Consider the following 22629-nt stretch of genomic DNA (forward strand, 5'->3'; position numbering starts at 1 on the left):
CGGGAGGTGTGGGGGTGCGGGTGTCTGAGAGGGTGACAGTTGAATCGATTTTGCGAAAGGGCTTTCACGCCAGGGAAGTCGACAGTTCTACGAAATCTGCGCCAGGTCTAGAAAGCGCTTGCCGGAGACGGTACGGTCCAGCCGCCAGCCCCTGTGTCATGACGGAGGAGTCGTAAGTGAGACGTTTCAACACCGCCGTGCTGGCGGCGCTGACCCTGGCCGCCGGCCTGACGGCCGTGCCGGCCGCCCACGCCGACGGCGGCCGTGCCCCCCTCGGCATCGACAACTGCACCGCCACCGCCTGCCACTTCGACGTCGCACCGGGCGTCTATGACGTGGAGGTCGTGCTCGGCGGCAGCGTTGCCTCTGCCACCAGCGTCACCGGAGAGACGCGGCGGGCCCTGCTTCCCGAGACCGCCGTCCCCGCCGGCCGACGCGTCGCCCGCAGCTTCACCGTCGACGTCCGCACACCCGAGGGAGAGCCCACGGGCCGCGACGGAAGCGCCGGCCTGGATTTGGCCCTCAGCGGCTCCGCTCCGGCACTGGCGAACATCCGGGTCACCCCCGCCAGGCACGCCCGCCAGATCTTCCTCATCGGCGACTCCACCGTGTGCGACCAGCCCGCCGAACCGTACACGGGATGGGGCCAGCAACTGCCGCAGTATCTGCGGCAAGGTGTTTCCGTCGCCAACTACGCAGATTCGGGGGAGAGTACGGTCACGTATCTGGGGAACCCGCAGCTCTGGGACACGGTTCGGCCGCTGATCCGGCACGGCGACCTGGTCCTGATCCAGCTCGCCCACAACGACAAGACGACCGACGAGGCCACGTACCGCGCGAATCTCGAGACTCTGGTGGCGGGTGTGCGAGAGAAGGGCGGCCGGCCGGTCCTGGTGACCCCCATCGTGCGCCGCTGGTTCAACGCCGACGGGACGCTGAACAACGGAACGGCTCTGCTGGTCAACGGACTCGGTGTCGACCATCCGGCGGTCATCCGCTCGGTCGCCGCCGCGCGGCACGTCCCGCTGATCGACCTCACCGCCAAGACCAAGGCGGTGGTGGAGTCCCTCGGCGTCGAGGGCTCCAAGGCGCTGTATCTGTACAACGAGAAACGGGACAACACGCACACCTCCGTGCACGGGGCCACCGTCTACGCGGGCCTGGTGCGCGACGAGCTCCTCGCCCGGCATCTGGTGCCGAAGGGCATCGTGCGGGTGGGATGAACGCCTGGGGGCGCCCCGACCGGAACCGGGACGCCCCCAGGTTCTGACATCCCTAGGCCCGGACCCGGCCGCGAAGGAAAGAATCAGCACATGCGTCTGCCCCCGCCCGACCTCGCCCGCAGCCCTCGCACGGGATACACCCGCGGCCACTGGGAGGCGGCCGCCGACGCCTGCTCGCCGCGGTGGAGCCGTACGCCACCGAAGATCGCGCTCTCTACCATTTTCCCGGCGGACGGGGGAGCTGGTCCGGCCGGCTCTCCGACGGCCTGGAGGGGTATGCCCGCACACTGCTGCTCGCCGCGTTCCGCCGGGACGAAACCGCGCTGGAACGTTACGCAAGCGGTCTCTCGGCCGGCGTCCGCGGTGCTTGGCCCCGCATCGAGGACCGCGGGCAACCTCTCGTCAAGGCCGCGTCACAGTGCTCACGCCCCACGGGGCGGGCACGCCACCCCATCAGCGGTCTGGCCTCCCGGCCGACCAGCAGGGGCACGGTCTGAGAGCAGAACTCGAATGGTTCCGGCGGAGAAAGTGCTCACCTGCTGGCGGCTACAGCACCGAGTCTCTCCGACCCGGCAGGTCCCATTGGGCGTGGTGGAAGAGGGCCCCGCCACGATCTTCGTCGCGCTGGCCCGGCTCACCGCGGAGCCCGACCCGCTGCCCCTCCAGGACCTCGCGGCCGTCGAGGTGCGCAGGGCGGCAGTCGCCGACGACCCCGACGAGGCTCACGCCGCCTACGACCGGAGCGTCCGCTGGCGGACCGGCCCGGAACGCCGCTTCCGTTTCCTGTCCTCGGCGGACCGGCCCTCCGCGGTGGCCGACGCCGCAGGCGCGTCCGGGAACATCGCTCCGCACGAGGTCACGGCGTCGGGTCGATCCACGACTCCCGACGGGCTCACGGTTTCAGACGAGCGATCCGCAGCGCCGTCGTGGTCGGTGAAGCCCTGGTGAACGCCGTCGCGTAGGTCGGCGTCACGGGTGCGTAAGCCCGGGCCAGCGACCCGTCCTTGAGGACTGCGAGGTCGCCGGTGATACGGGTGCCCACCACATGGTCCGCGCTCCGGAACGTGCCGTTGCAGTCGACGAGCCTGAGGTGGGTGCCCGTGAAACGCCGGTGCAGGTGCCATTGGCGCAGTGCGCGCTCTTCAGGGACTCCCAGGAAACGAGGAGACGGTCCTTGCCGTACGGCGCGACATGGACGTTGACGTTCTCCGTGCCGACGGCGGGGGTGAGGAAGACGGCCTTGCCAGGGCCAGAGTTGCGGTTCTTCAGGAAGGCGAGCGCGACCTGGTGTGTGCTCGTCTTCGGTTTCACCGTCCAACCACGGCTGCTGGCATCGTCCGGGTTCTTCCGCGCGGAGGCTGCTCCGCGCGAGGCGAAGGCGGTTGTGTAACGACCGTCGGGCGATTTCACGAGGTCACCGGCGCGGCCGGGGAAGGTGCCGCCGCAGTATCCGGCCCAGCACTGTTCTCGCTGCACCACGGGAGCCGTGTCCGGAGCTCCGACGCCCGTCGAGACGAAGAGGCCCGAGCGCCAGTCGTCGAAACAGAGGGAGGTGAAGGCTCCGGACGTCTCCGCGTGCAGGGCGATGCCCTCGTTGTGACTACAGCCCCAGCTCCAACCTCCGGCCAGTTTCCCACCCTTGGCGCTGACATACGCCACCTTGTCGCTGTAGTGACCGTCGGCGAAGCGTCGGCCCCATGGACGACGAAGTACGCCCCGTAACGGGTGCCGTTCCAGGCGAGCTGCCCGTCGAGGAGCGGAGCTGTGTCATGGGAAGCGGTTCCGGTGAGTTTCGTGCGGAAGGTCTCCTTGGCGCCGGTGCACCGGACGATCGCAGCTGCCGTCTCCTTCCACTTGTTCGTGTCGGCCACCCGGGTGAGCAATGCGAAGCCGTCGTTGTGCGCGACCAGACCACCGACCTCCTTGGCCTACTTGACGACGGTGTCGGCGCCTGAGCGTCTTCCCACCGTCGTCAGCGGAGTGACGTGGACGCCGTCCGCGGCGGGCCATGCCCTGAGTGTGCCGTTCGGAACCACCGCGGTCGCCGTCCGCGTTCACTCCCGGGTGTTGTTGTAACCGGCTGACGGGTAAGGGAACTTGGCGGCGAGCGTGACGGCCGCCGTGGTGAGTGTGAGGTTCGGGGTGCTGGTCGCCGCCCCGGCGGTGGCCCACCAGGCGCCTACGACGACCCCGGCCACCGCCAGGGCGCCGATGGCGGGCTTGCGGGCCGCGCGGATGCGGCGGTCGTGCGTCGTGCAGATGTCATGGCTGGTGGTTGCCGTGGCTGAGGGCAAAGTTGCCGACGGGGCGCCATGGTCACCGGACCGCGTAAATGGTGTTGCTGTGCGTAGGCGGTGTCGAGAAGAATCCGCGCATGACTTCTGCCATACGGCATGTGACGATCTCCTGTTCCGACGCCTATGCCCTCGCCGGTTTCTGGTCCGAGGTACTCGGTCAGCCGCGCCACGAGGATGACAAGCCCGGTGATGAAGAGGTGCTCATCGAAGGGGCGGGCCTGCTGTTCGTCACGGTCCCGGAGACCAAGAGCCAGCGGAACCGGATCCACATCGACCTTCAGCCGCAGGACCGCACCCGTGAGGAGGAAGTGGAGCGCCTGCTCGGCTTCGGCGCCACGATGTTCGACGACCGCCGCACACCCGACGGCAGGGGATGGGCCGTCCTCAGGGACCCGGAGGGCAACGAGTTCTGTGTGGAGCGCAGCGCGCGGGAACGTGACAACGCCGGCTGACTCCTCAGGCGGCGTTGTCACGTTCCCGCGCGGAGTGATCCCCCGGAACAGCCGCCGGGCGATGGCCGTCGTGCCGCGACAGTTCGGCGGGGGCCGCAACGACACACCCGTAGCGTGCGTCGTATGCGTGCACCCGGAGTGACCCCGAGTTCCGTCGTTTTCGCGGACCTTCATCGCACCGACAACCCCCTTCTCCTGCCCAACGCCTGGGATCACGCCTCCGCGGCCGCCATGGCGGGGCAGGGGTTCCAAGCGATCGGCACGACGAGTCTGGCCGTGGCTGCGGCGGTGGGACTGCCCGACGGCGCTTCCGCGACACGCAACGAGACACTCCGACTCGCGCTGGCACTGGGGTCACAACCCCTTCTCCTGTCCGTCGATGCCGAAAGCGGTTTCAGCGACGATCCGGACGAGGTGGCGGAGTTGGCGCGCCAGCTGGCGGCCGTGGGGGCGGTGGGCATCAACCTGGAGGACGGCCTGGGGCCGGTGGACCGGCACGTGGCGAAGATCGCCGCCGTGAAGTCGGCTGTGCCCGGCCTGTTCGTCAACGCCCGCACGGACACGTACTGGCTCGGCGAACCCAGCACAACCGAAACCCTCGCGCGCCTCGAGGCCTATCAACAGGCGGGGGCCGACGGCGCGTTCGTTCCTGGGCTGACCGATGCGGAAGAGATCGCCGAGCTCGTCGAACGCCTCGAGGTGCCCCTCAACATCCTCTACTCGCCGACCGGCCCCACCGTCGCCCGCCTCACCGACCTTGGGGTGAGCCGCATCAGCTTCGGCTCGTTTCTGTACCGGCGCGCTCTGGGCGCGGCGCTGGAGGCCGTCGACGAGGTCCGTCGCGGACGCACTCCTGGCGGCCGCACGCCGACCTACCGGGAGGTGGAGAGCCTCGGCGTCGGTACGGCCCGCCATGTCTGACGTGATGGCGTCACCCGGCCGTGCGTCGATCGACGCCATCCGCAGGGCGCGTCGATCCATTCGACGCGTGCGGCGCGTCGACAGGTGACGTGCGCCGAGGAACGCCCTCGACACCATCGCTGCCACCTCGCACTCGGCGGCCACGTGAAGGCCGGACGGTGTGGGTCGTGGCGAGCGACTCGGGGGCCTGCGCCCCAGGGGCTGTCGGCCACTTTGGTAGTGTGCCGCGACGCATGCAGGGGGTCCGGTGCAGCGGGGCGTGGAGACGAGAATCTACGGAAACAGGTTCGCAACCGTACGCATCTTTCGACGCCTTGAGCCGCACCTTCCTTGAACGCCGCAACCCCCGATGCCGAGAGCTCAGAGAATCCGGACAACCGTAGCCAGGGGTGGGGATGTTACGTGCGTCGCTCATGTCGGCGTGGGTGGCTGGGCGGCTCTCTGTCTTGTGCGTGCCCGGGTGCTCGATCGGGAGCAACGAGGGGTCCGGCTCTGACGCGAGCGTGGGGGAAACGCATGAGAGCAGGAGGAGCGACGGCGGTTCCGGAACCGGCAGCCGGACCTGCGGGAGCGACGGCGGGTCGGGCGCACCGGAATCCGTCCCGCGGAATCCTCACCAGGGGCCGCACCCTCCGCCGGCTCCCTCGCGCCCCGTCCTCACGCTGGAGTGGACCTCCGCGCAGCGGCGGCCCGGCGACCCCGACTCCGCGGCGCCTGCGGCAGGTTCCTGAAGCAACTCGAAGCCCACAGAAAGAAGGTACGCACGCCGTGGTCGGCAAACCCCCTGATGAGGCGGGAGACAACTCGCCCATGTCCGACGAGGAATGGCAGGCCTTCCTCCGGGACAGCGAGCTCGGCGACGCCTCCGCGCCGAAGGAACCCTCCGCCCGGGCCCGCATGGTCACCGAGCGGTTGCGGCACCAGGAACAACCCGAGGGGTGGCGGACCGGCCCGACCCCGCGGGACATGAACAACAGGACGAGACGACGGCGGCAGGCGTGGTCGGTGCTCGGTGTGGCCCTGGCGCTCGGTGTGGTCACCGTGGCACTCAGACCGTCCCTGCTGCCCGGTGACCCCCTCGGAGCAGGCGAGCCCAAGACCGCCGCGGTGACTCCATTGCCCGCCGAGACCGTCGCCCCCACCGCCGCGCCGGGCGCCGTACCCGACCAGGTGCCGACCATCGACAGGCCCTTCGCCGGTTCTCCGGCCCTCGCCTGGGCAGACGGCGAGGCCGGCGTCGTCCTGCCGGCCGCCCGGGCCGTCGGGTCGGCATCGCAGGAACGCGTGTCGAAAGCGCTTCAACTGACCAGGGAACTGCTTGTCGGCGCGAACCTGGACCCGAAGACGCTGCGCGGCGAACGTCCGGCCGCCGCACTCGCGGTGCTCGATCCCAAGCAGCCGGGTCTGCTCGACGACATCGACGCTTTCCTTCGTTCGCCGGACCGGACGCACGACCCGCTGACGCTGTTCAGCCGGTTCGACCCGAACGAGGCCAGGGTCGTGGGTGACGTGGTCAAGACGCGCGGCCGTATGACCTACAAGAAGGCCCGGTACGACGGCGTGACCGTGCACGCCGACTACACCTTCGTCTATCCCGTCCGCCCCGCCGAGGGCCCGCCCGAGGTCACCCGCACGATCGTGCGGCGCGTCGTCGACCTCGAACTCCCCGACCCCGCGCACTACGACGTGACACCGGGGCGGCTGCTCCTCATCCGGTACGACGAGGAACTCTTCAACTCCGCCTGTGACGTCCACGACGGCTTCCTGCACCCGCAGTTCAGGTCGGCCGGGCCGACGGGTCCGCCGCAGACCGGCCCGACCGAGGACCCGTACGACCGGAGCGAGGGCGTCGGTGAGGGCAGGGCGTTCGACAGTTGCGGAACCGCTTCCCGACTCTGAGCGGATCGTAGAAACAAGTTACGGCACGGCACGGGCGCTCGGACGGCGGCCTGCCGGCCGACCGCGACGCGGCCGGCCTCAGCGTCCGGCCGGCTTCGGCGGCCGACGCCCGCCGGTCCGTCGTGCGGATCGGCGTTCGCGGAGCACCTCGCCCCCGGCATCCGCCGGCGACCTACCGCGGGCGACTTGCCGCGGCCGGCCGGTCCGCACAGGTCTCTTCCGATCCGCTCCTCGTCGCGAGGTCCGCTCACCCCGCGTCATCCGTTCACCCCCGTGTAGTGCTTGAGGCTCCACCGCCACAACAGCCGTGAACCGAGATACGCCAGCACGCCCAGCAGCGGGGAGACGGCCGCCAGCCAGTAGGGGACGCCGGCACTGTGACCGTGGCCGGTCAGAACGGCGGCCGGGAAGTACGCGACGAAGGCGAGCGGGAGGCCGTACGTCAGGAATCCGCCCACCGCCTTGGGAAGCACGTTGAGCGGGTAACTGCCGAACGTGCCGAGAAGCTCCTCCAACCAGCGCCCCCAGTAGTCGGCGGCCGGGAAGCGCAGCGCGGCGGAGGCTACCGCCGTGAACAGTGCTGCCTCCAGGAGCATGCCGCCGATCACCGCCGCGATCAGGTACGACGTCCGGCCGGCCGTCCAGTCGAGTTCGCTGCGGCTGAGCGCGCCCGCCATCAGCCCGACCGCGACCGTCAGGTCGCCGATGGCGTTCGTGGGGAACATGCGCAACTGCACCTGCAGGTGTACGGGCATCGGCCGCACCAGGCAGATGTCGATCTTGCCTTCCTGGATGAAGTAACCGATTCCGTGCATGCGTCCCAGAAACAGTACGAACAGACCGTGGGCGAGCATCCGGGTCGCCGGGATCAGCAGCACGTCCGAGCTATCCCAGCCGCCCATCCCGCTGAACCGGGTCAGCAGCACGGTTGCGAAAACGATCACCGAGACCTGCCAGACGGCGCCGATCGCCACCATCATCAGAAACTCGGAACGGTATTCCAACTGGGCACGGAAGTTGAGGCGCGTGATCCGCCACGCCAGGCGCACGTTCTTCAGCGCGTTGTTCAGCGGAATCAGCCTCCCTGCGAGATGACCCGCCGGGCGGCGAGTCGCCACACCAGCCGGGTGAACAGGGCCAGCACCGTCACCCAGACGGCCTGAACCAGCAGTGCGGGGCCGGCGTCCGAGAGCGGGATGCGGCCGACGTAGAGCGACAACGGCACGCTCAGCGTGGCCTGGAACGGCAGGAAACCGCTCATCGTGACGAACCAGTCGGGGAAGTACCACAACGGCGCGTACACCCCGGACAACAGGTTCTGCGCGAAAATGAGGATGAGCATCGCGGCGTTGTTGCGCAAGGTGAAGAAACAGAGCTGGTCGATGGCGAGCATGACGTAGTACAGGATCCACTGGCCGAGCAGCAGGCTCAGCGCGAACACCCCGGCCACGGCCGCCGACCCGGGAGGCTTCACCGCGCCGGACCACAGACAGACAACATAACCGGCCAGCGCCCATGCCAGACCGTACAGCTGCTCGCCGAGCGCCCGCAGGGCGTAATAGCGCTGCGGTGACAGCGGCCGCAGGTACCAGTACACGATGGTGCCGAAGTGCATGTGCTGGATGACGGTGTCGCGGCCCGCGTACTGGTCCAACGCCCGTAGCCGGGAAGCGAGTACGGCCAGCACCGCATAGGTGACGGCCTGGTCGCGCGTCAGTCCGGCGGTGGTGCCCGTGTGGGCGTACAGACCGTGCCACAGGGACGCCACCAGCACCACCTGCACGGCGAGACGCAGCAGGGCGGCGGTCATCCGGGGCGGGGTGTGCAGCTCGCCGAGCGGGGTGACCCGGGCGGCGCGCCAGGCGGACAGTACCGCCATCACACGGTCCCGGCCTGGGCGTACGCGGCCCGCATCACGTCCTCCAACTCCGCCTCGTCGAGGGCGATGTCCGTCACCTCGAACCGTTCGATGACGGCCTTCAGCGCCTGGTGGACCGTGGGTGCGCCCGCCCCGTCCGGGCCGAACACCACCCGCGCGCCCTCGCGGCGCAGAACCGTGATCCCCGGCGGTGCCACGACCTCGGCGTGCGGGTCGGCGAGGGTGGCCCGCACCTGCCAGGTGGAGCCGAAGGTGCGGCGGATCTCGTCGAGGGTGCCGTCCAGCACCAGCCGGCCGTGGTTGATCAGCACCACGCGCTCGGCGAGCCGCTCGACCTCCGTCATGTCGTGGGTGGTCAACAACACCGTGCGACCCCGCTGTTCGACCTGGTGGCGCAGGAACTCGCGGACCTGTTCCTTCACCACCACGTCCATCCCGATGGTGGGTTCGTCGAGGAAGACCACGGGCGGGTCGTGCAGCAGCGCCGCCGCGAGGTCGCAGCGCACGCGCTGGCCGAGGGACAGGTGGCGCACCCGGGTGTCCCAGAACGAGGAGAGATCGAGAAGGTCGTCGAACTCCCGCAGCCGCACCGTGTGTTCGGCGCGCGGGACCTGGTAGATGTCGCGCAGGATCGCGAACGACTCGCGCACCGGAAGGTCCCACCACAGCTGGGTGCGCTGTCCGAAGACGGCCCCGATGTTGCGGGCGTTGCGCTCTCTCTCCCGGTACGGCACGACGCCCGCGACGCGTGCCTCACCGGAGGTGGGCGTGAGGATGCCGGTGAGCATCTTGATGGCGGTGGACTTGCCGGCGCCGTTCGGGCCGAGCAGGGCGAGGAGTTCGCCCGGGGCCACGTCGAAGGTGACGTCGCAGACGGCGTGCTTGGCGACCCGCTCCGGGTCGACCAGAGAGCGCAGAGCGCCGACGAGACCCGGGCGACGGACGGTGGTGTGGAAGGTGCGGGACAGGCCGCGCACCTCGATGCTGCCGGTCACTTGCTCAACCTCCGATGCGCCGCGGCCGGCCGGGCCCGGGAGGCCAGGCGGGCCGCGGAGACGTCATCACATGTCGGAATGCCGATCGGACGGTGAATCGGTGAATCGGTGAATCGATCACCCGGTCTTCGAGAACACGAAGGAGAACTCGACGGGTACGGCGTTCAGGAAGTACCGCGGGAGCGGGCCGGGGCCGCAGGACTGGGAGCCGATGCCGTGCTGGCCGTGGTCGAGGTGGACCCAGACCGTGTCGCCGGGCGTGAGGTCGGCCGGGTGGCGCGCCGCGTCCAGCTGCTCGGTCGTCCAGCGCCGCGCGGAGAACCAGAACGCCGGATCGCCCTCGATCCGCAGTCCGCCGAGCTCCGCCCAGCGGACGTCGGCCCTGGCGCCGTTCTCCTGCGGGCGCACGTACGGGGTCTGCAGCTCCTCGATGCTCCCGTCCCACCGGCCGAGCATGGACGCGGCCATGGTGTCCGGGTACGCCTCCCCGGGTCCGCCGCCGAACCACCGCGCGTGTCGCGCGGACGCCTGCGCCAACCCGAAGCGGATGCCGATCCTGGGCAGCGGCACCGTCCAGTCGCCCTCGGGCGTCACGGAGACGGTCAGTTTCAGCCGGTTTCCGTCGGACGTCCAGCGGTACGCGGTGCGCAGGCCCGCCTCGCGGCCGGCCGGCGCCACCCGGGTCCGTACGGTCAGCGCGTCATCACCCGCCTCGACGCCGTCCAGGCGGTGCCGCATGCGGTGCAGGCCGAACGTGCGCCACAGCGGGCCGTAACGCGTGTCGTCCTGCCAGGACGCGCCGTCGTCGTTGTCGGTCGTCGCCCGCCACACATCGAGGCGTGGCGGCGCCGTGACGTCGACGCCGCCGACCGCCTTCAGCGCGCCGCTGCGGGCGTCGAAGACGCCGGGACCGAGTGTGATCAGCCGCCCGCCGGGGACGGGGCGGCGCGAGGCGGCGACGGTCACCGGTCCGCGTGGGACGACGGTCTCCTGGCCCCACGCCACGACGTGGCCCCCGGGCGCCCACGGCGTGTCCTCGGCGAGCAGCGCGCGGACCGTCCACTGGACCTCGCCGCCCTCGCCGTCCTTGCTGTCGGGGCCCGCCGGGAGCTTCACCTCGGCCGACTCCCCGGGTGCGAGGGGCCCGACCGGGAGGGTCCTCGCACCGGTGGAAGCGCCGTCCACCTGGTGGAAGACCTCGAACCTCAGATGGGAGAGGTCCGAGAAGTCGTGCCCGTTGGTGATCCGCACGGTCGCGCCGCTGCCGTCGCCCTCGATGCGGACCGGCTCGATGACCTTCTTGAACTCGAGCAGGCCGGGGGAGGGGGTTCGGTCCGGGAAGAGCAGGCCGTCGCAGACGAAGTTGCCGTCGTGCAGTTCCTCGTCGAAGTCGCCGCCGTAGGCGTAACCCAGCTCCGGATGCTTGATGCCGTGGTCGATCCACTCCCAGACGAACGCGCCCTGGAGCCGGTCGTGCGCGTCGAAGATCCGCTGGTAGTCGGCGAGCCCGCCGGGGCCGTTGCCCATGGCGTGGGCGTACTCGCAGAGGATGAAGGGCAGTTCACGTCGCTTGTGGGTGCCGCCGTCCAGCCCCCGTCCGATCCGTTCGACTTCCTCGTGCGAGGCGTACATGCGCGAATAGACGTCCGTGTCCCGGCAGTCGACGTCGCCCTCGTAGTGCACGAGGCGCGAGGCGTCCCGGCCGTGGATCCACTCGGCCATCGCGGTCAGCCCGCGCCCGGTGCCGGCCTCGTTGCCGAGGGACCAGATCACGACCGACGGATGGTTCTTGTCCCGTTCGACCATGCGGGCGGCGCGATCGAGCAGGGCGGGGGTCCAGCGTTCGTCGTCGACGGGATTGTCCCGCCAGTCCTGCTCGACGAACCCGTGGGTCTCCAGGTCGCATTCGTCGATGACCCACAGGCCGTACTCGTCGCACAGGTCGAGGAAGGCGGGGTGCGGGGGGTAGTGCGAGGTGCGGACGGCGTTGACGTTGTGCCGTTTCATCAGCAGCACGTCCGCGCGCATCGTCTCCAGGTCGAGGGCGCGGCCCGTCTCGGGGTGCCACTCGTGCCGGTTGACGCCCTTGAAGAGGATCGGCCGACCGTTGACCTTGATCAGACCGTCCGCCAGCTCGACGGTACGGAAACCGATACGCAACGGAACCCGCTCACCGTCGGTCACCAGCGTGCCGTCGTACAGCGTGGGCGTCTCCGCCGTCCACGGCCTGACCGGCGTCGTCACCGTCTCCCCGGTCGCGGCGTCGATGCCCAGGGCGGGGACGACGACCCGTCCGTCGACGTCGGAGTCGACGCGCAGGGCGCCCTCGCCCGTGACGTGGTCGTAGGAGGCGTGCACGAAGAAGTCGAGCACGCTGCCCGCCGGCCGGTGCAGCAGGGTGACGTCCCGGAAGATGCCCGGCAGCCACCACTGGTCCTGGTCCTCCAGGTACGAACCCGCCGACCACTGGTGGACGCGTACCGCGAGGACGTTGCCGCGCGGCTCGAGCAGATGCCCCACCGCGAACTCGTGCGGCAGCCGGGAGCCCTTGAACTCGCCGAGTTCCGTGCCGTTCAGCCAGACGCGGGCGCAGGACTCCACACCGTCGAAACGGAGTACGAAACCGCCTTCGGAAAGGTCTGGCCATTCCTCGGGCAGGTCGAAGACCCGTCGATGGTCGCCGGTCGGGTTCTCGGTGGGAACGCGGGGCGGGTCCACCGGGAAGGGGTAGAGGTGGTTGGTGTATGCGGGTGAGCCGAAGACGCCGTCCCCCTGCAGGACCCAGTGGCCTGGAACCGTGACCTCGGTCCAGTCCTTGGCGTCGTAACCCTCCGCGGCGAACGCGTCGTCCTCGGCGTCGGCCGTGGCCGACACCCGCAGCCGCCAGCGTCCGTTGAGTGACAGGGACTTCGCGTCGGACGACGCGTACCAGGCGCGGGGCGCGAGGGCCCCGCTGCCCGGTGAGACGCTCTCGACATAGTCGGCGGCCGGGGTGCGCAAGGACATGGGTCTCCTAGGTCAGCCCTTGATGCCGGTCTGTGCGATCCCCTGGACCAGCCAGCGCTGGAGGAAGAGGAACACGAACACCAGGGGCAGGATGGAAAAGGCGGTGGCCATGAAGATCAGGTGGAAGACGACCGTCTGGTTGGTCATGTAGTTGGAGAGCGCGACCTGGACCGTCCACGAACCCGGGTCCTGGCCGATGACCAGCGGCCACAGGAAGGAGTTCCAGCCGTTGATGAAGGTGATGGTCGCCATCGCCGCGAAGAAGTTCAGCGAGTTGGGCACCACGATGCGCCAGTACGCACCCCAGTAGCCCAGCCCGTCCACGCGCGCCGCCTCCTCCAGCTCCTTGGGGAACCCCAGGAAGTACTGCCGGAACAGGAAGCAGGTGAAACCACTGAACAGGCCCGGGACGATGAGACCTCGGTAGGTGTCCACCCAGCCGAGCGACGACACCAGGACGAAGCTCGGGACGAAGGTGACCGCCGTCGGGACCATCAGGGTGCCCAGGACGGCGTAGAAGACCTTGTTGGCGTGCCGGTACGGGATACGGGCGAGTCCGTAGCCGGCGAGCGAGCACACCAGCAGGACGCCGGCGGTGTGCAGGGTGGCCACCACCGCCGAGTTCCACAGGGACTGGCCGAAGGGCACCGTCCCGTCGGTGAACAGTTCCTTGACGTTGCCCCACTGGATGTCCGTGGGGAAGAACTTCCAGTTCTCTCCGGTGATCTCGGCGTCGGTGGACAGGGCGTTGCGGACGAGCAGGTAGAACGGGACCAGGAAGAAGAAGCCGGCGATCCCGGTGGCGATGTAGAGGCCGGTGGAGCTCATCACGCCGCCGCGCCCGCCCCGGCGGGGCTTCGGTGACGGCGGTGCGGACTTGCCTACCTCAGGCGTCGTGGTGGTCACTTGGACTCGTCCCCCCTTCCGAAGCCCATGAACTTGCCCTGGAGCAGGGTCACGGCGCAGATCAACACGGTCAGGATGACCGCACCGGCGCTGCCGGAGCCGTAGTCCTGGCTCTCGCCGAGAGCCTTGTAGTACAGCTCGACGAGCGGCGGGCGGCCCCACGTGGTCTTCGACAGCAGGTTGAAGAACTCGTCGAACGCCTGGTAGGCGGCGATGAGCAGCAGCAGGATCACCGCGGTGGAGGTGGCGCGCAGTTGCGGCAGGGTGATGTGGCGGAAGGTCTGCCAGCCCGGCTTGGCGCCGTCGATGGCGGCGGCCTCGTACAGCTCGCCCGGGATGTTCTGCAGAGCGGCCAGGAAAAGGATCATGTAGAAGCCGGACTGCAGCCACAGGCGTGCCGTGACGATGACGAGCCAGTACCAGGGCGGGTTGGGGTCCGCCAGCCAGGCGATGTTCTCGACCCCGAACCATCCGATCACCGTGTTCATGAGGCCGAAGCGGACCCCGCTGAAGATCGACATCTTCCAGATCAGCGCGGCGGCGACATAACTGCACGCCGTCGGCAGGAAGAAGACCGAACGGAAGAACGCCCGCATGAAGCGGAGCCGGTTCACCAGCAGGGCCAGGCCCAGCGAGAGCGCCCAGGTGGTGGGCACGATGAACGCGGCGAAGACGGTGAAGGTGACGAGGGAGCCGACGAAGTCGTCGTTCGTCAGCATGTACGTGTAGTTCTCGAACCCGACGAACTTGTCGGGCGTGACCGTGAAGCGGGCCTCGAAGAAGCTGAGCCAGAGGCTCCACAGGATCGGCGCGTAGACGAAGATCGCCAGGCCGATGAGGAACGGCCCGGTGAAGAGCCAGAAGTTGAAGGTCGGGCTGCCCCGCAGACCCCGCCGCGGCTTGGCCGGTGAGGCCTTCGCCGGGGCGGGGCGCGCGAGGTCGCGCGTCTTGGTCGTCGACATCTCGAGGTCCGTCCCGCGGCCTATCCGAACAGCTTCTTGAGCTCGCGGTTGACGGCCGTGTCCGCCTTGTCCAGCGCCGCCTCCGGGTCCATGTCCTTGCGGACGGAGTTGGCGAAGACGTCCTCGAGGGCGGAGATCATGGCCTGGGTCCAGCCGATGTTGTCGAAGTGCCCGAACTCGTTGAAGAGCCGGACGCCCTCAGCGGCGTTGCCCGACTTGAGCTTGGTGGCGGACTGGGCGATCGAGGTGCGCGGCGGGATGTGGAAGCCGTAGGAGGTGGCCCAGTCCTCCTGGTACTCCTTCTGGTCGATCCACAGCCACTTGACGTACTCCTTGGCGGCGTCGACGTTCTTGCCCTTGGCGTTGACGAACATCGACCAGCCGCCGTTGTAGACCGACTGCTTGCCGGAGTCGACGGTCTTCGGGAAGGGGAAGACGCCCCAGTCGTCGCCGAGCGCCTTCTGGATTCCCGGCATCGCCCACATGCCGCAGAACTGGATGGCGCACAGGCCCTGGTTGAGCGAGGAGGGGTCCCAGGACTCGGTCGGAGCGCCGAGGAGAAGGTTGCCGCTGGTGAACAGCTTGCGCATCTTCTTGATGCCCTCGATGACGCCCGGGGTGTGGTAGGCGATCTGGTTCTTCGCGTCGAGGGTGTCGGCGCCGGCCGACCAGATCATCGGGTTGATGACGTTGTGCAGGTCGTTGCCCATGTACAGGCCCTTGACCTTGCCCGTGGTGAGCTTGGCGGCGGCCTCCATCAGCTCGTCGAGCGTGGTCGGCACCTCGACCTTGGCCTTCTCCAGCATCGACTTGCGGTAGAAGAAGAACTGCGGGTCGTCGATCATCCGGACGCCGTATATCTTCCCGTCGACCGTGTGCGACTTGATGTCGGCCGGGTTGAAGTCGCTCTTGACCGGATCGATGATGTCGGTCAGGTCCGCCACCTGACCGCTCTTGATCATCTGGATCTGCGGGTGGAACTCGAAGAGGTCGGGAGCGTTCTTGGTGAGCAGGGTGGCGAACAGCTTGCTCTCGAAGTCGGCGCTGGTGATCCACTGCGTGGTCACGTTGGCCTTGTCGTAGGCCTTCGCGTACTTCTTGATGGCCTGCTCGGTGCCGGCCTCGCCGTACGCGTGGAAGAACTGCGTCAGGTCGACGCCCGAACCGGATCCGCCGCTGCGGCCGTTGTTGCCGCCGCAGGCCGCGAGGCTGCCGGCGGCGGCCATCCCTGCGGCGGCCCGGAAGAGGGACCGGCGGGACCAGTTGCTGTTGCTCAGTGCCGACATGGTGACGTCCTTGTCTCGGAGTGCGGCGAAGGCTCTTCGCTCGGCGCAGGTGGCTCAATTCCTGCCGCGGAGCCGGACGTTAACCTTCGGCTAAGGCTTCGGCAAGGGGTTGGACGAAGTCTGTTCGAAGCGTTGTGATCGGTTCGGGATCGCGAACGGCGGAGGGGTGGGCGCTATCGCGAAAGCGCTTGCGAAAGCGCTTGCTGAAGTGCCTGCGGAACCGGTTGTGAAGGCGGTTGTGAAGCGGCTTGCAACGCCGTGCGCGAAGCCCGCCGTTTGCGAAGCAGCTTGTGAAGCGGTCTGCGACGCTCGTAGCTTGTGAAGCGGCTTGTGAAGCGATTTGCGAACCCCGCCGTTTGCGAAGTCGGTTGTGAAGGCGGTTGCGGAACCGGCGTCGCGGGCGTGGGGAAGGGAAGGTGAGGGCCGCCGGTGTCAGGGCCGGCGGCCCTCGGTCTCATGGGGTGCCCGGGCGGCGCCCGTCACACCCGTCCTCACCTCGACGGCGACGCCGCCGAGGGGGCGCGGGACCGCCTGCGCACCCGTCGGCCGCCGTCAGGGACGTACGCGCTCCTACGAGTACGCCGGCGGACGGAGGAGTCCGGGGCACCGGTATCCCGGCATGCCGGTGTGCAACTCGCCGACGGCGCTCCGGGCCGGGCCTCGGCCCCTGCTTCGGCCGGCGACCTGCTCCCGGCCGACGACCTGGCCCCGGCCTCGGGCCCGGCTTTGGCCCGGGTCCGGTGACCGCGTGCAACCGGAAAAGTTGCGTTGCCGGTGCTTGCGGTGCTTGCGATGCGTGCGGTGCGTGCGGTGCTGGTCAGGACTGCCTCCCATCCGTCGTCGTGCGGGCGGTGCGAGCGGTAGCGGCGGTGCGGCGCGCGGTGTGCCGGGTCAGGGGGCCGGTGCGATGCGACTCCTCACACGGGCAGGCGCGGTGCGCTTGAGGCTTCGCTGTCCGACCGACTGCAGCGCCCCTTCGAGCGCGAACGTCGCGGCGCCCAGACAGGCCGGGTCGGTGGGGATGGGCGACAGGACGATCCGGCTGGCGCTCAGGGGCCGCTGCAGCGCGTGCCGGGCGACGGCCTCGCGCACCGCCTTCAGGAGGGGCTCGCCGAGCCGGGCGGCCACCCAGCTGCTCAGCACGACCATCTCGGGATTGAGGAGGTTGACCAGGTTGGCTATGCCGGCGCCGAGGTAACGGGCGGTTTCCCGGACCGTCTCGACGGCGTCGGGATCGTGTGCGGCGATCCCGTCGGCCAGGGCGTCGATGGTGGCGGTCTGGTCATCGGGGTGCAACAGCGGGCTGTGCGGGCTGATCTCGCGCAGGTTCTGCATGATGCCGGGCGCGCCGACGTACGTCTCGACGCAGCCGTGGTTGCCGCAGCGGCACGGCCGCCCGTCGAGCACGAGCGTGGTGTGCCCCCACTCGCCGGCGCTGTTGCTGACGCCGCGGTGCAGTCCGCCGCCCAGCACCAGACCGGCGCCCACACCGGTCCCCAGGTTGACCACCACGGCGTTCGCGTGCCCGCGTGCCGCCCCGAACCACAGCTCGGCGACCGCGCCCGCGCGCAGCGGGTTGTCCAAGTACAGTGGATACGCGATGTGTTCGGACAGCAGATCGAGCAACGGCACGTCGTGCCAGTCCCAGTTGGGCGCGTATGCGGAGACGCCGGTGGCGCGGTCGACCTGTCCCGGCACGCTCACCCCGACGCCGAGCACCCGGGCGGCCTCGACCCCGGCCTGGGCGACCACCGAGCCGGCGGCCGCGGCGACGTGGCCCACCACCTGCTCGGGGCGGCTCTCCCCGGGCCGCATGTTCTCCTCGGCGCGGGCCAGCACGTTCAGGGCCAGGTCGAAGAGCTCGACATGGACGTAGGTCTCGGCGATGTCCACGCCGATCAACGCGCCCCCCGACGCGTTGACGGCCACGAGTCCCCGGGGGCGGCCGCCCGCCGAATCCTCGAATCCGACCTCCGTGATCATGTCGAGGTCGAGCAGCTCGCCGACGAGCGTGGCGACGGTGGCGAGCGACAGACCGGTGGCGGCCGCGAGCTCCTGCCGGGAGGTGGGCGACGCGGCGATGATCTGGCGCAGCACTTCGTAGCGGTTCGCGGTGCGGATGTCACGTGATGTGCCGCGCTTCATGGAGCGTGCCCCCTCATCCGTTCCCGTCCTTCCCGTCCGTCCCGCCTTCCCGTCCCTTCCGGACCGGGCGGGCCCGCCCGGCGACGGCACCGGCGCCGCGCCAGGTTATGGCGTGCCACAGCGTTCGACAAGGGGTTAGGAAAGGGGCTTTATAAAGTCGGCCGGTAACGGGTTACATCAGTTTCCCAGGACGTCCCGCACGAAGTCGTTGGCGAACTTCCCGGCCGGATCCAGCTCGCGCGCCAGCGCCCTGAAGTCGTCCATCCTGGGATAGCGCCCGCGCACCGCCGCGGCGGGAGTCTCGAACACCTTGCCCCAGTGGGGGCGCGGGTCGAACGGCTCGAGCGCCGTCTCCACGGCGCGCACTGCGGGGAGCACGGACGCCGCGTCCTCGATCCAGGTGAAGTGGACGGCGACGGTGTCCCGTCCGTAGGAGGGGCTCAGCCACTGGTCGTCGGCGGCCACCGTCCGCACTTCGCAGATCTGCAGGACGGGCGAGACCGTCTGCCGTATCCCGTCGATCGCCCGCAGCGCCTCGACGGCGTGCCGGCGGGGCAGCAGGTACTCGCTCTGCAACTCGTTCCCGCTGCTCGGGGTGAACTCCGCCCTGAAGTGCGGCAGCCGCTCGTGCCAGGGCCCCGGCACACCGAGCTGCTCGGTGCAGTTGCCGGCCGGCATCCCCGGCACCGGATGCAGCGCCCGCACGGCCGGGGCCGCCCACGGAAAGCCGGCGAGCGGTTCGTCCGTGCGCCGCTTCAGCCACACCTGCCGGAAGCCGGGCGCATCCCAGTCGGTGAACAGGCTGACGCTGTACGCCGCCCCGGCCACCGCCTCGAAGTCCAGTCCCTCCAGCGGGAGTTCGGTGAACAGATGCTGCTCTACCCGGAAAGCCGGCTCCAGATCCAGGACCAGTGCGGTGGCCACGCCGAGGGCGCCCAGCGAGGTGACGGCCCCGCCGAACCGCTCGTCGCCGCGCGCGAGGACGACGGTGGAGCCGTCCGCCGTGACGATCTCCACCTCCCGTACCGACGAGGCGAGCGAGCCGTTGCCGACCCCGGAGCCGTGCGTGCCGGTCGCCACCGACCCGGCGACGGAGATGTGCGGCAGGGAGGCCATGTTCGCGAGCGCGAGCCCGTGCCCGTGGACGCGGCGCGCCAGCTCGGCGTACCGGACCCCGCCCCCGACCCGCACGGTCCGTGCCGCCGTGTCCACCTCGACCTCGCCGGTCAGGGCGCCCAGCGACAGCAGCACCCCGTCGGCGCCCGGCTCGGCGATCCGGTTGAACGAGTGCCCGCTGCCCAGCACCCGCACCCGTCCGGCGGCCGCCACGAGCGACCTGAGCGCGTCGAGCGAATGCGGACGATGCAGCTCCTTGGCGGCGAAGGTGATGTTGCCGGCCCAGTTCGTAACGGTTTCTGTCATACGACTTTCGCCCCTCCGAGGAGATCGAGAACCAGAGTTTCCCCTGGTGGAACCTACCTTGCCCGCAACACGAGGCCCCCGCACCCACGTCCGCGCCGGCCGGGGCATACCGTGAGGAGCCGTACGCCTGAGCCGGGAGGAGAGACGGATGGGCAGCCGTACCGCGCTGGTCGAAGATCTGATGGGGCGGTTTCCGCATGTTCCGCGGGAAGCCGTTTTCAAGGAGGACCTGCTGCGCGGAGGCGTGGCCTTCGACCCCTTTGCGCTCAGCGACAACGAGTCGGGAGAGGTCAAGCCGAAGTCCTACTTCATCTTCTCCTTCGACCACGGCACCCTGCCCGAGCTCGGCGAGGCGGCGCTGCGCCGCCCACCGGAGGAGATCATCCTCACCGGTGGCCCGTACGACCTGCGGCGCACGGTCGTGTCGGTCCGGGTGAACCCGTCCTCGCCGTACCGCGTCGCCGCGGACGACGACGGGCTGCTCGGCCTCTACCTCGACGGCAGCCGCATCGCCGACGTCGGGGTGCCGCCGATGCCGGAGTACTACCGGCACAAGCTCTCCAACGGGAAGTCCGTCATGGAGGTCGCCCCCACCATCCAGTGGGGCTACCTCATCTATCTGACCGTTTTCCGGGTGTGCCAGTACTTCGGCGCCAAGGAGGAGTGCCAATACTGCGACATCAACCACAACTGGCGCCAGCACAAGGCGGCAGGCCGCCCCTACACGGGCGTCAAGGACGTCGACGAGGTCCTCGAGGCGCTGGAGATCATCGACCGCTACGACACCCAGAAGGCCTCCACCGCCTACACGCTCACCGGCGGCGCCATCACCAAGACCGTCGGCGGGCGCGACGAGGCCGACTTCTACGGCCGCTACGCCAAGGCCATCGAGGAGCACTTCCCCGGCCGCTGGATCGGCAAGGTCGTCGCCCAGGCGCTGCCCCGCGACGACGTCCAGCGCTTCAAGGACTACGGGGTGCAGATCTACCACCCCAACTACGAGGTGTGGGACCGCCGTCTGTTCGAGCTGTACTGCCCGGGCAAGGAGCGCTACGTAGGCCGCGACGAGTGGCACCGGCGGATCCTCGACTCGGCGGACGTCTTCGGCGCGCGCAACGTCATCCCCAACTTCGTCGCGGGGGTCGAGATGGCCGAGCCGTTCGGCTTCACGACTGTCGACGAGGCCATCGCCTCCACGACGGAGGGGCTGCGCTTCTTCATGTCGCACGGCATCACGCCCCGCTTCACCACCTGGTGCCCGGAGCCCACCACCCCGCTCGGCAAGGCCAACCCGCAGGGCGCGCCGCTGGAGTACCACATCCGGTTGCTGCAGGCCTACCGCGCCGCCATGGACGAGTTCGGGCTCTCCTCGCCGCCCGGGTACGGCCCGCCCGGACCCGGCCGGGCGGTGTTCTCCGTGAGTTCCTTCATGGACAGTCTTCCGGCGCAGGACGGGGCGACCGTATAGTCCCGGCAACCGGTTGAGAAAACATGGCCTCGGTGGTGAACGCAGGGCGGCCCGCGCCCGTACCACTGGCCGGAGCAACGGGCGCGGCAGCCTCCGTCCTTCCCTGTCCTGGTGTCTTTACATGACATCTGAACCGGGCGCTTGTCAGTTGTGTCGGTAACGTGAAAAGCTCTGCCCCTGCCGCGAGGTTCCCCCCAACTCCATTGCCCTCATGGTGAGTTGACCTTGCTTGTGGATGCAGGAGACCCATGCCCGACCTGCCGACCCCGAAGGACGCCGCTGAGGCCGCGCTGTTCTCCGAGTGCTGGGACGCCGTCCTGTCGTACGCGGATCTGTGCACGTCCGGCTCGACCGCGGCGAACCAACTGGCCCGTGAGGCGTTCGCACTCGGCATACGCGAGGCCCGCGCCGCCGAGACCGGTACCGCACGCGGCGCCGGCCGCCGCTCCTCCCGGCTGCCCAGGATCCCCCTGTTGCTGACCGCCGTGCGCGCCACGGCGGCAGACTGGGAGGCCCGCGGGCAGGGCCACAAACTCGACCCCGACCTGCGCCTGTGGCTGAACTCCGACAAGGCCGCACGCTACGTCGGGCCGCCGTTGAGCCGTCCCATCGCCCTGCGCGGCCTGCGCGACATGCAGGAACCGGACGCCGCACTGCTGTGGCTGACGGAGGTGGAGGCGCTGCCGCTGCAGGCCGTCGTCCGCCGCCAGGGCCTGGACCAGTCTGCCGCGGTGGAGGAGCTGAACGAGGTTCGCGGTCTGTTTCGAGACCGCTGTCACCGCAATCATCTCGACACCCCGATGGACGCGGAGTGCCGTAGCTACGTCCGGCTCCTGGACGCCGTCACCCGCTCGCCCGCCGCCGACACGCCCCCCGACCTCTCCCGGCACCTCGCCACCTGCGTGGAGTGCGCGGAGGCCGCGGCCTGTCTGCGGCTGCACGGCGGGGGACTGCCCGCCGCCCTCGCCCAGGGCGTGATCGGCTGGGGCGGTCTCGCCTACCTCGAACGCCGCCGCCGCGCGGCCGAGGTGCGCCGCGGCGGCGGCAGCCCCGCCGCGCCGGACCCCGAGGGCGCTGCAGCGCGGGCCGCGGCGAACAAGGCGCGGCTGCGGCGCAACGGGCTTCTCGTCACCGCCGTCCTCGTCTCCGGACTGGCGCTCGCCGTGTCGATGATGCCCGGTGGCGGCGGCGACAGCCTCGCCAAGACCGGCCCCACGGACAGCAGTCCGGTGGCCGGTCCCGGTGCCCGCGTGCCGTCGGCCGCGCCGGCCAGCTCCGCCGCGCCGTCCTCGTCCGCCCCGAAGCCCTCGGCCAGCGGCTCGCCGACGACGGGGACGGGCGACGACGCCAAGCCCGATCCCGAGCCGCAGGGCACCTCCTCGGCCACAGCCGGAACCGGTGCCGGTGCGGAGGACGCGGCCTGCGAGGTCCAGTACGACCTGGTCAACCAGTGGCCGGACGGCTTCCAGGCCACCGTCACCGTCACCACCGCCCACGCTCTCGACGCCTGGCAGGTGGCGTGGTCCTTCCGCGACGGTCAGCGGGTGGACCAGATGTGGGACGCGAGCCTCGCCCAGGACGGCTCCCGGGTCACGGCCACCGCTGCCGACTACAACCGGACGGTCGCGGCGAACGGCACCCTCACCTTCGGGTTCCTCGCCTCCTGGCAGGGGAAGAACACCGCGCCGTACGCGTTCAGCCTCAACGGGCAGGCGTGCGCGGGGAAGTGAGCCCAAGGGGCCGGGACGGAAGCGTTTGCCTCGCGGCC

The 22629-nt window shown here is 69.8% G+C and carries 18 protein-coding genes and 1 pseudogene; 8 read left to right on the forward strand and 11 right to left on the reverse strand.

Annotated elements, in window-relative coordinates:
* Window positions 1-176 precede the first annotated feature (176 nt).
* The 3 genes and pseudogenes from QA802_RS33415 (at window position 177) to QA802_RS33425 (ending at window position 2171) form a co-directional block, all read left to right on the forward strand.
* The gene (locus tag QA802_RS33415; protein WP_334530659.1) at window positions 177-1223 is read left to right on the forward strand and encodes a rhamnogalacturonan acetylesterase; all 1047 of its coding nucleotides are present in this window, start codon (window positions 177-179) and stop codon (window positions 1221-1223) included.
* Window positions 1224-1313: 90 nt separating this feature from the next.
* Window positions 1314-1639 (forward strand): annotated as a pseudogene (locus QA802_RS33420) (DUF2264 domain-containing protein); the annotation flags it as partial.
* Between the two features lie 175 nt (window positions 1640-1814).
* Complete coding sequence (locus QA802_RS33425; protein ID WP_334530662.1) at window positions 1815-2171, forward strand: hypothetical protein; 357 nt, start codon at window positions 1815-1817, stop codon at window positions 2169-2171.
* Between the two features lie 21 nt (window positions 2172-2192).
* Here the strand turns inward: QA802_RS33425 and QA802_RS33430 are convergent, their stop codons facing one another.
* Window positions 2193-2882 (reverse strand): hypothetical protein, encoded by a 690-nt coding sequence (locus QA802_RS33430; protein WP_334530665.1) that lies wholly within the window; start codon window positions 2880-2882, stop codon window positions 2193-2195.
* Between the two features lie 395 nt (window positions 2883-3277).
* Window positions 3278-3517, reverse strand: coding sequence for a hypothetical protein (locus QA802_RS33435; RefSeq protein WP_334530668.1), 240 nt, complete (start codon window positions 3515-3517; stop codon window positions 3278-3280).
* A gap of 80 nt (window positions 3518-3597) precedes the next feature.
* On the opposite strand from QA802_RS33435, the gene QA802_RS33440 reads away from it, so the two are divergent.
* The 3 genes from QA802_RS33440 to QA802_RS33450 all read left to right on the forward strand — a co-directional run bounded on the left by QA802_RS33440 (window position 3598) and on the right by QA802_RS33450 (window position 6792).
* Window positions 3598-3972: a VOC family protein gene (locus QA802_RS33440; RefSeq protein WP_334530671.1), complete on the forward strand. Its 375-nt coding sequence runs from the start codon at window positions 3598-3600 to the stop codon at window positions 3970-3972.
* Between the two features lie 123 nt (window positions 3973-4095).
* Window positions 4096-4893 (forward strand): isocitrate lyase/PEP mutase family protein, encoded by a 798-nt coding sequence (locus QA802_RS33445; protein WP_334530674.1) that lies wholly within the window; start codon window positions 4096-4098, stop codon window positions 4891-4893.
* Window positions 4894-5703: 810 nt separating this feature from the next.
* Window positions 5704-6792, forward strand: a complete 1089-nt coding sequence (locus QA802_RS33450) for a hypothetical protein (protein ID WP_334530677.1) — start codon at window positions 5704-5706, stop codon at window positions 6790-6792.
* Between the two features lie 257 nt (window positions 6793-7049).
* Here QA802_RS33450 and QA802_RS33455 read toward each other — a convergent pair whose 3' ends face one another.
* From QA802_RS33455 to QA802_RS33495, 9 genes are all read right to left on the reverse strand, one after another.
* Window positions 7050-7850: an ABC transporter permease gene (locus tag QA802_RS33455; protein WP_319168783.1), complete on the reverse strand. Its 801-nt coding sequence runs from the start codon at window positions 7848-7850 to the stop codon at window positions 7050-7052.
* Between the two features lie 17 nt (window positions 7851-7867).
* On the reverse strand, window positions 7868-8671 hold the full coding sequence (locus tag QA802_RS33460) for an ABC transporter permease (RefSeq protein ID WP_334530680.1): 804 nt from the start codon (window positions 8669-8671) through the stop codon (window positions 7868-7870).
* Window positions 8671-9666: an ABC transporter ATP-binding protein gene (locus tag QA802_RS33465; protein WP_334530683.1), complete on the reverse strand. Its 996-nt coding sequence runs from the start codon at window positions 9664-9666 to the stop codon at window positions 8671-8673. Before QA802_RS33465 ends, QA802_RS33460 begins: the two co-directional genes overlap by 1 nt.
* 117 nt (window positions 9667-9783) lie before the next feature.
* Window positions 9784-12672: a glycoside hydrolase family 2 TIM barrel-domain containing protein gene (locus QA802_RS33470; protein ID WP_334530686.1), complete on the reverse strand. Its 2889-nt coding sequence runs from the start codon at window positions 12670-12672 to the stop codon at window positions 9784-9786.
* Between the two features lie 12 nt (window positions 12673-12684).
* Window positions 12685-13578 carry a carbohydrate ABC transporter permease gene (locus tag QA802_RS33475; RefSeq protein WP_306948434.1) on the reverse strand — a complete coding sequence of 298 codons (894 nt, stop codon included), beginning with the start codon at window positions 13576-13578 and terminating at the stop codon, window positions 12685-12687.
* Window positions 13575-14540 carry a carbohydrate ABC transporter permease gene (locus QA802_RS33480; RefSeq protein ID WP_306948433.1) on the reverse strand — a complete coding sequence of 322 codons (966 nt, stop codon included), beginning with the start codon at window positions 14538-14540 and terminating at the stop codon, window positions 13575-13577. Before QA802_RS33480 ends, QA802_RS33475 begins: the two co-directional genes overlap by 4 nt.
* A gap of 20 nt (window positions 14541-14560) precedes the next feature.
* Window positions 14561-15826 (reverse strand): ABC transporter substrate-binding protein, encoded by a 1266-nt coding sequence (locus tag QA802_RS33485; RefSeq protein ID WP_334530693.1) that lies wholly within the window; start codon window positions 15824-15826, stop codon window positions 14561-14563.
* An 891-nt stretch (window positions 15827-16717) separates the two neighbouring features.
* On the reverse strand, window positions 16718-17971 hold the full coding sequence (locus QA802_RS33490) for an ROK family transcriptional regulator (protein ID WP_334530696.1): 1254 nt from the start codon (window positions 17969-17971) through the stop codon (window positions 16718-16720).
* Between the two features lie 177 nt (window positions 17972-18148).
* The gene (locus QA802_RS33495; protein ID WP_334530699.1) at window positions 18149-19393 is read right to left on the reverse strand and encodes an FAD-binding protein; all 1245 of its coding nucleotides are present in this window, start codon (window positions 19391-19393) and stop codon (window positions 18149-18151) included.
* A 148-nt stretch (window positions 19394-19541) separates the two neighbouring features.
* Between QA802_RS33495 and QA802_RS33500 the strand changes: the two genes are divergently transcribed.
* Window positions 19542-20861 (forward strand): radical SAM protein, encoded by a 1320-nt coding sequence (locus QA802_RS33500; RefSeq protein ID WP_334530701.1) that lies wholly within the window; start codon window positions 19542-19544, stop codon window positions 20859-20861.
* Between the two features lie 248 nt (window positions 20862-21109).
* The gene (locus tag QA802_RS33505; protein ID WP_334530703.1) at window positions 21110-22591 is read left to right on the forward strand and encodes a cellulose binding domain-containing protein; all 1482 of its coding nucleotides are present in this window, start codon (window positions 21110-21112) and stop codon (window positions 22589-22591) included.
* The last annotated feature ends 38 nt before the right edge of the window (window positions 22592-22629 follow it).

Source organism: Streptomyces sp. B21-105 (genome assembly GCF_036898465.1).
Classification (GTDB): domain Bacteria; phylum Actinomycetota; class Actinomycetes; order Streptomycetales; family Streptomycetaceae; genus Streptomyces.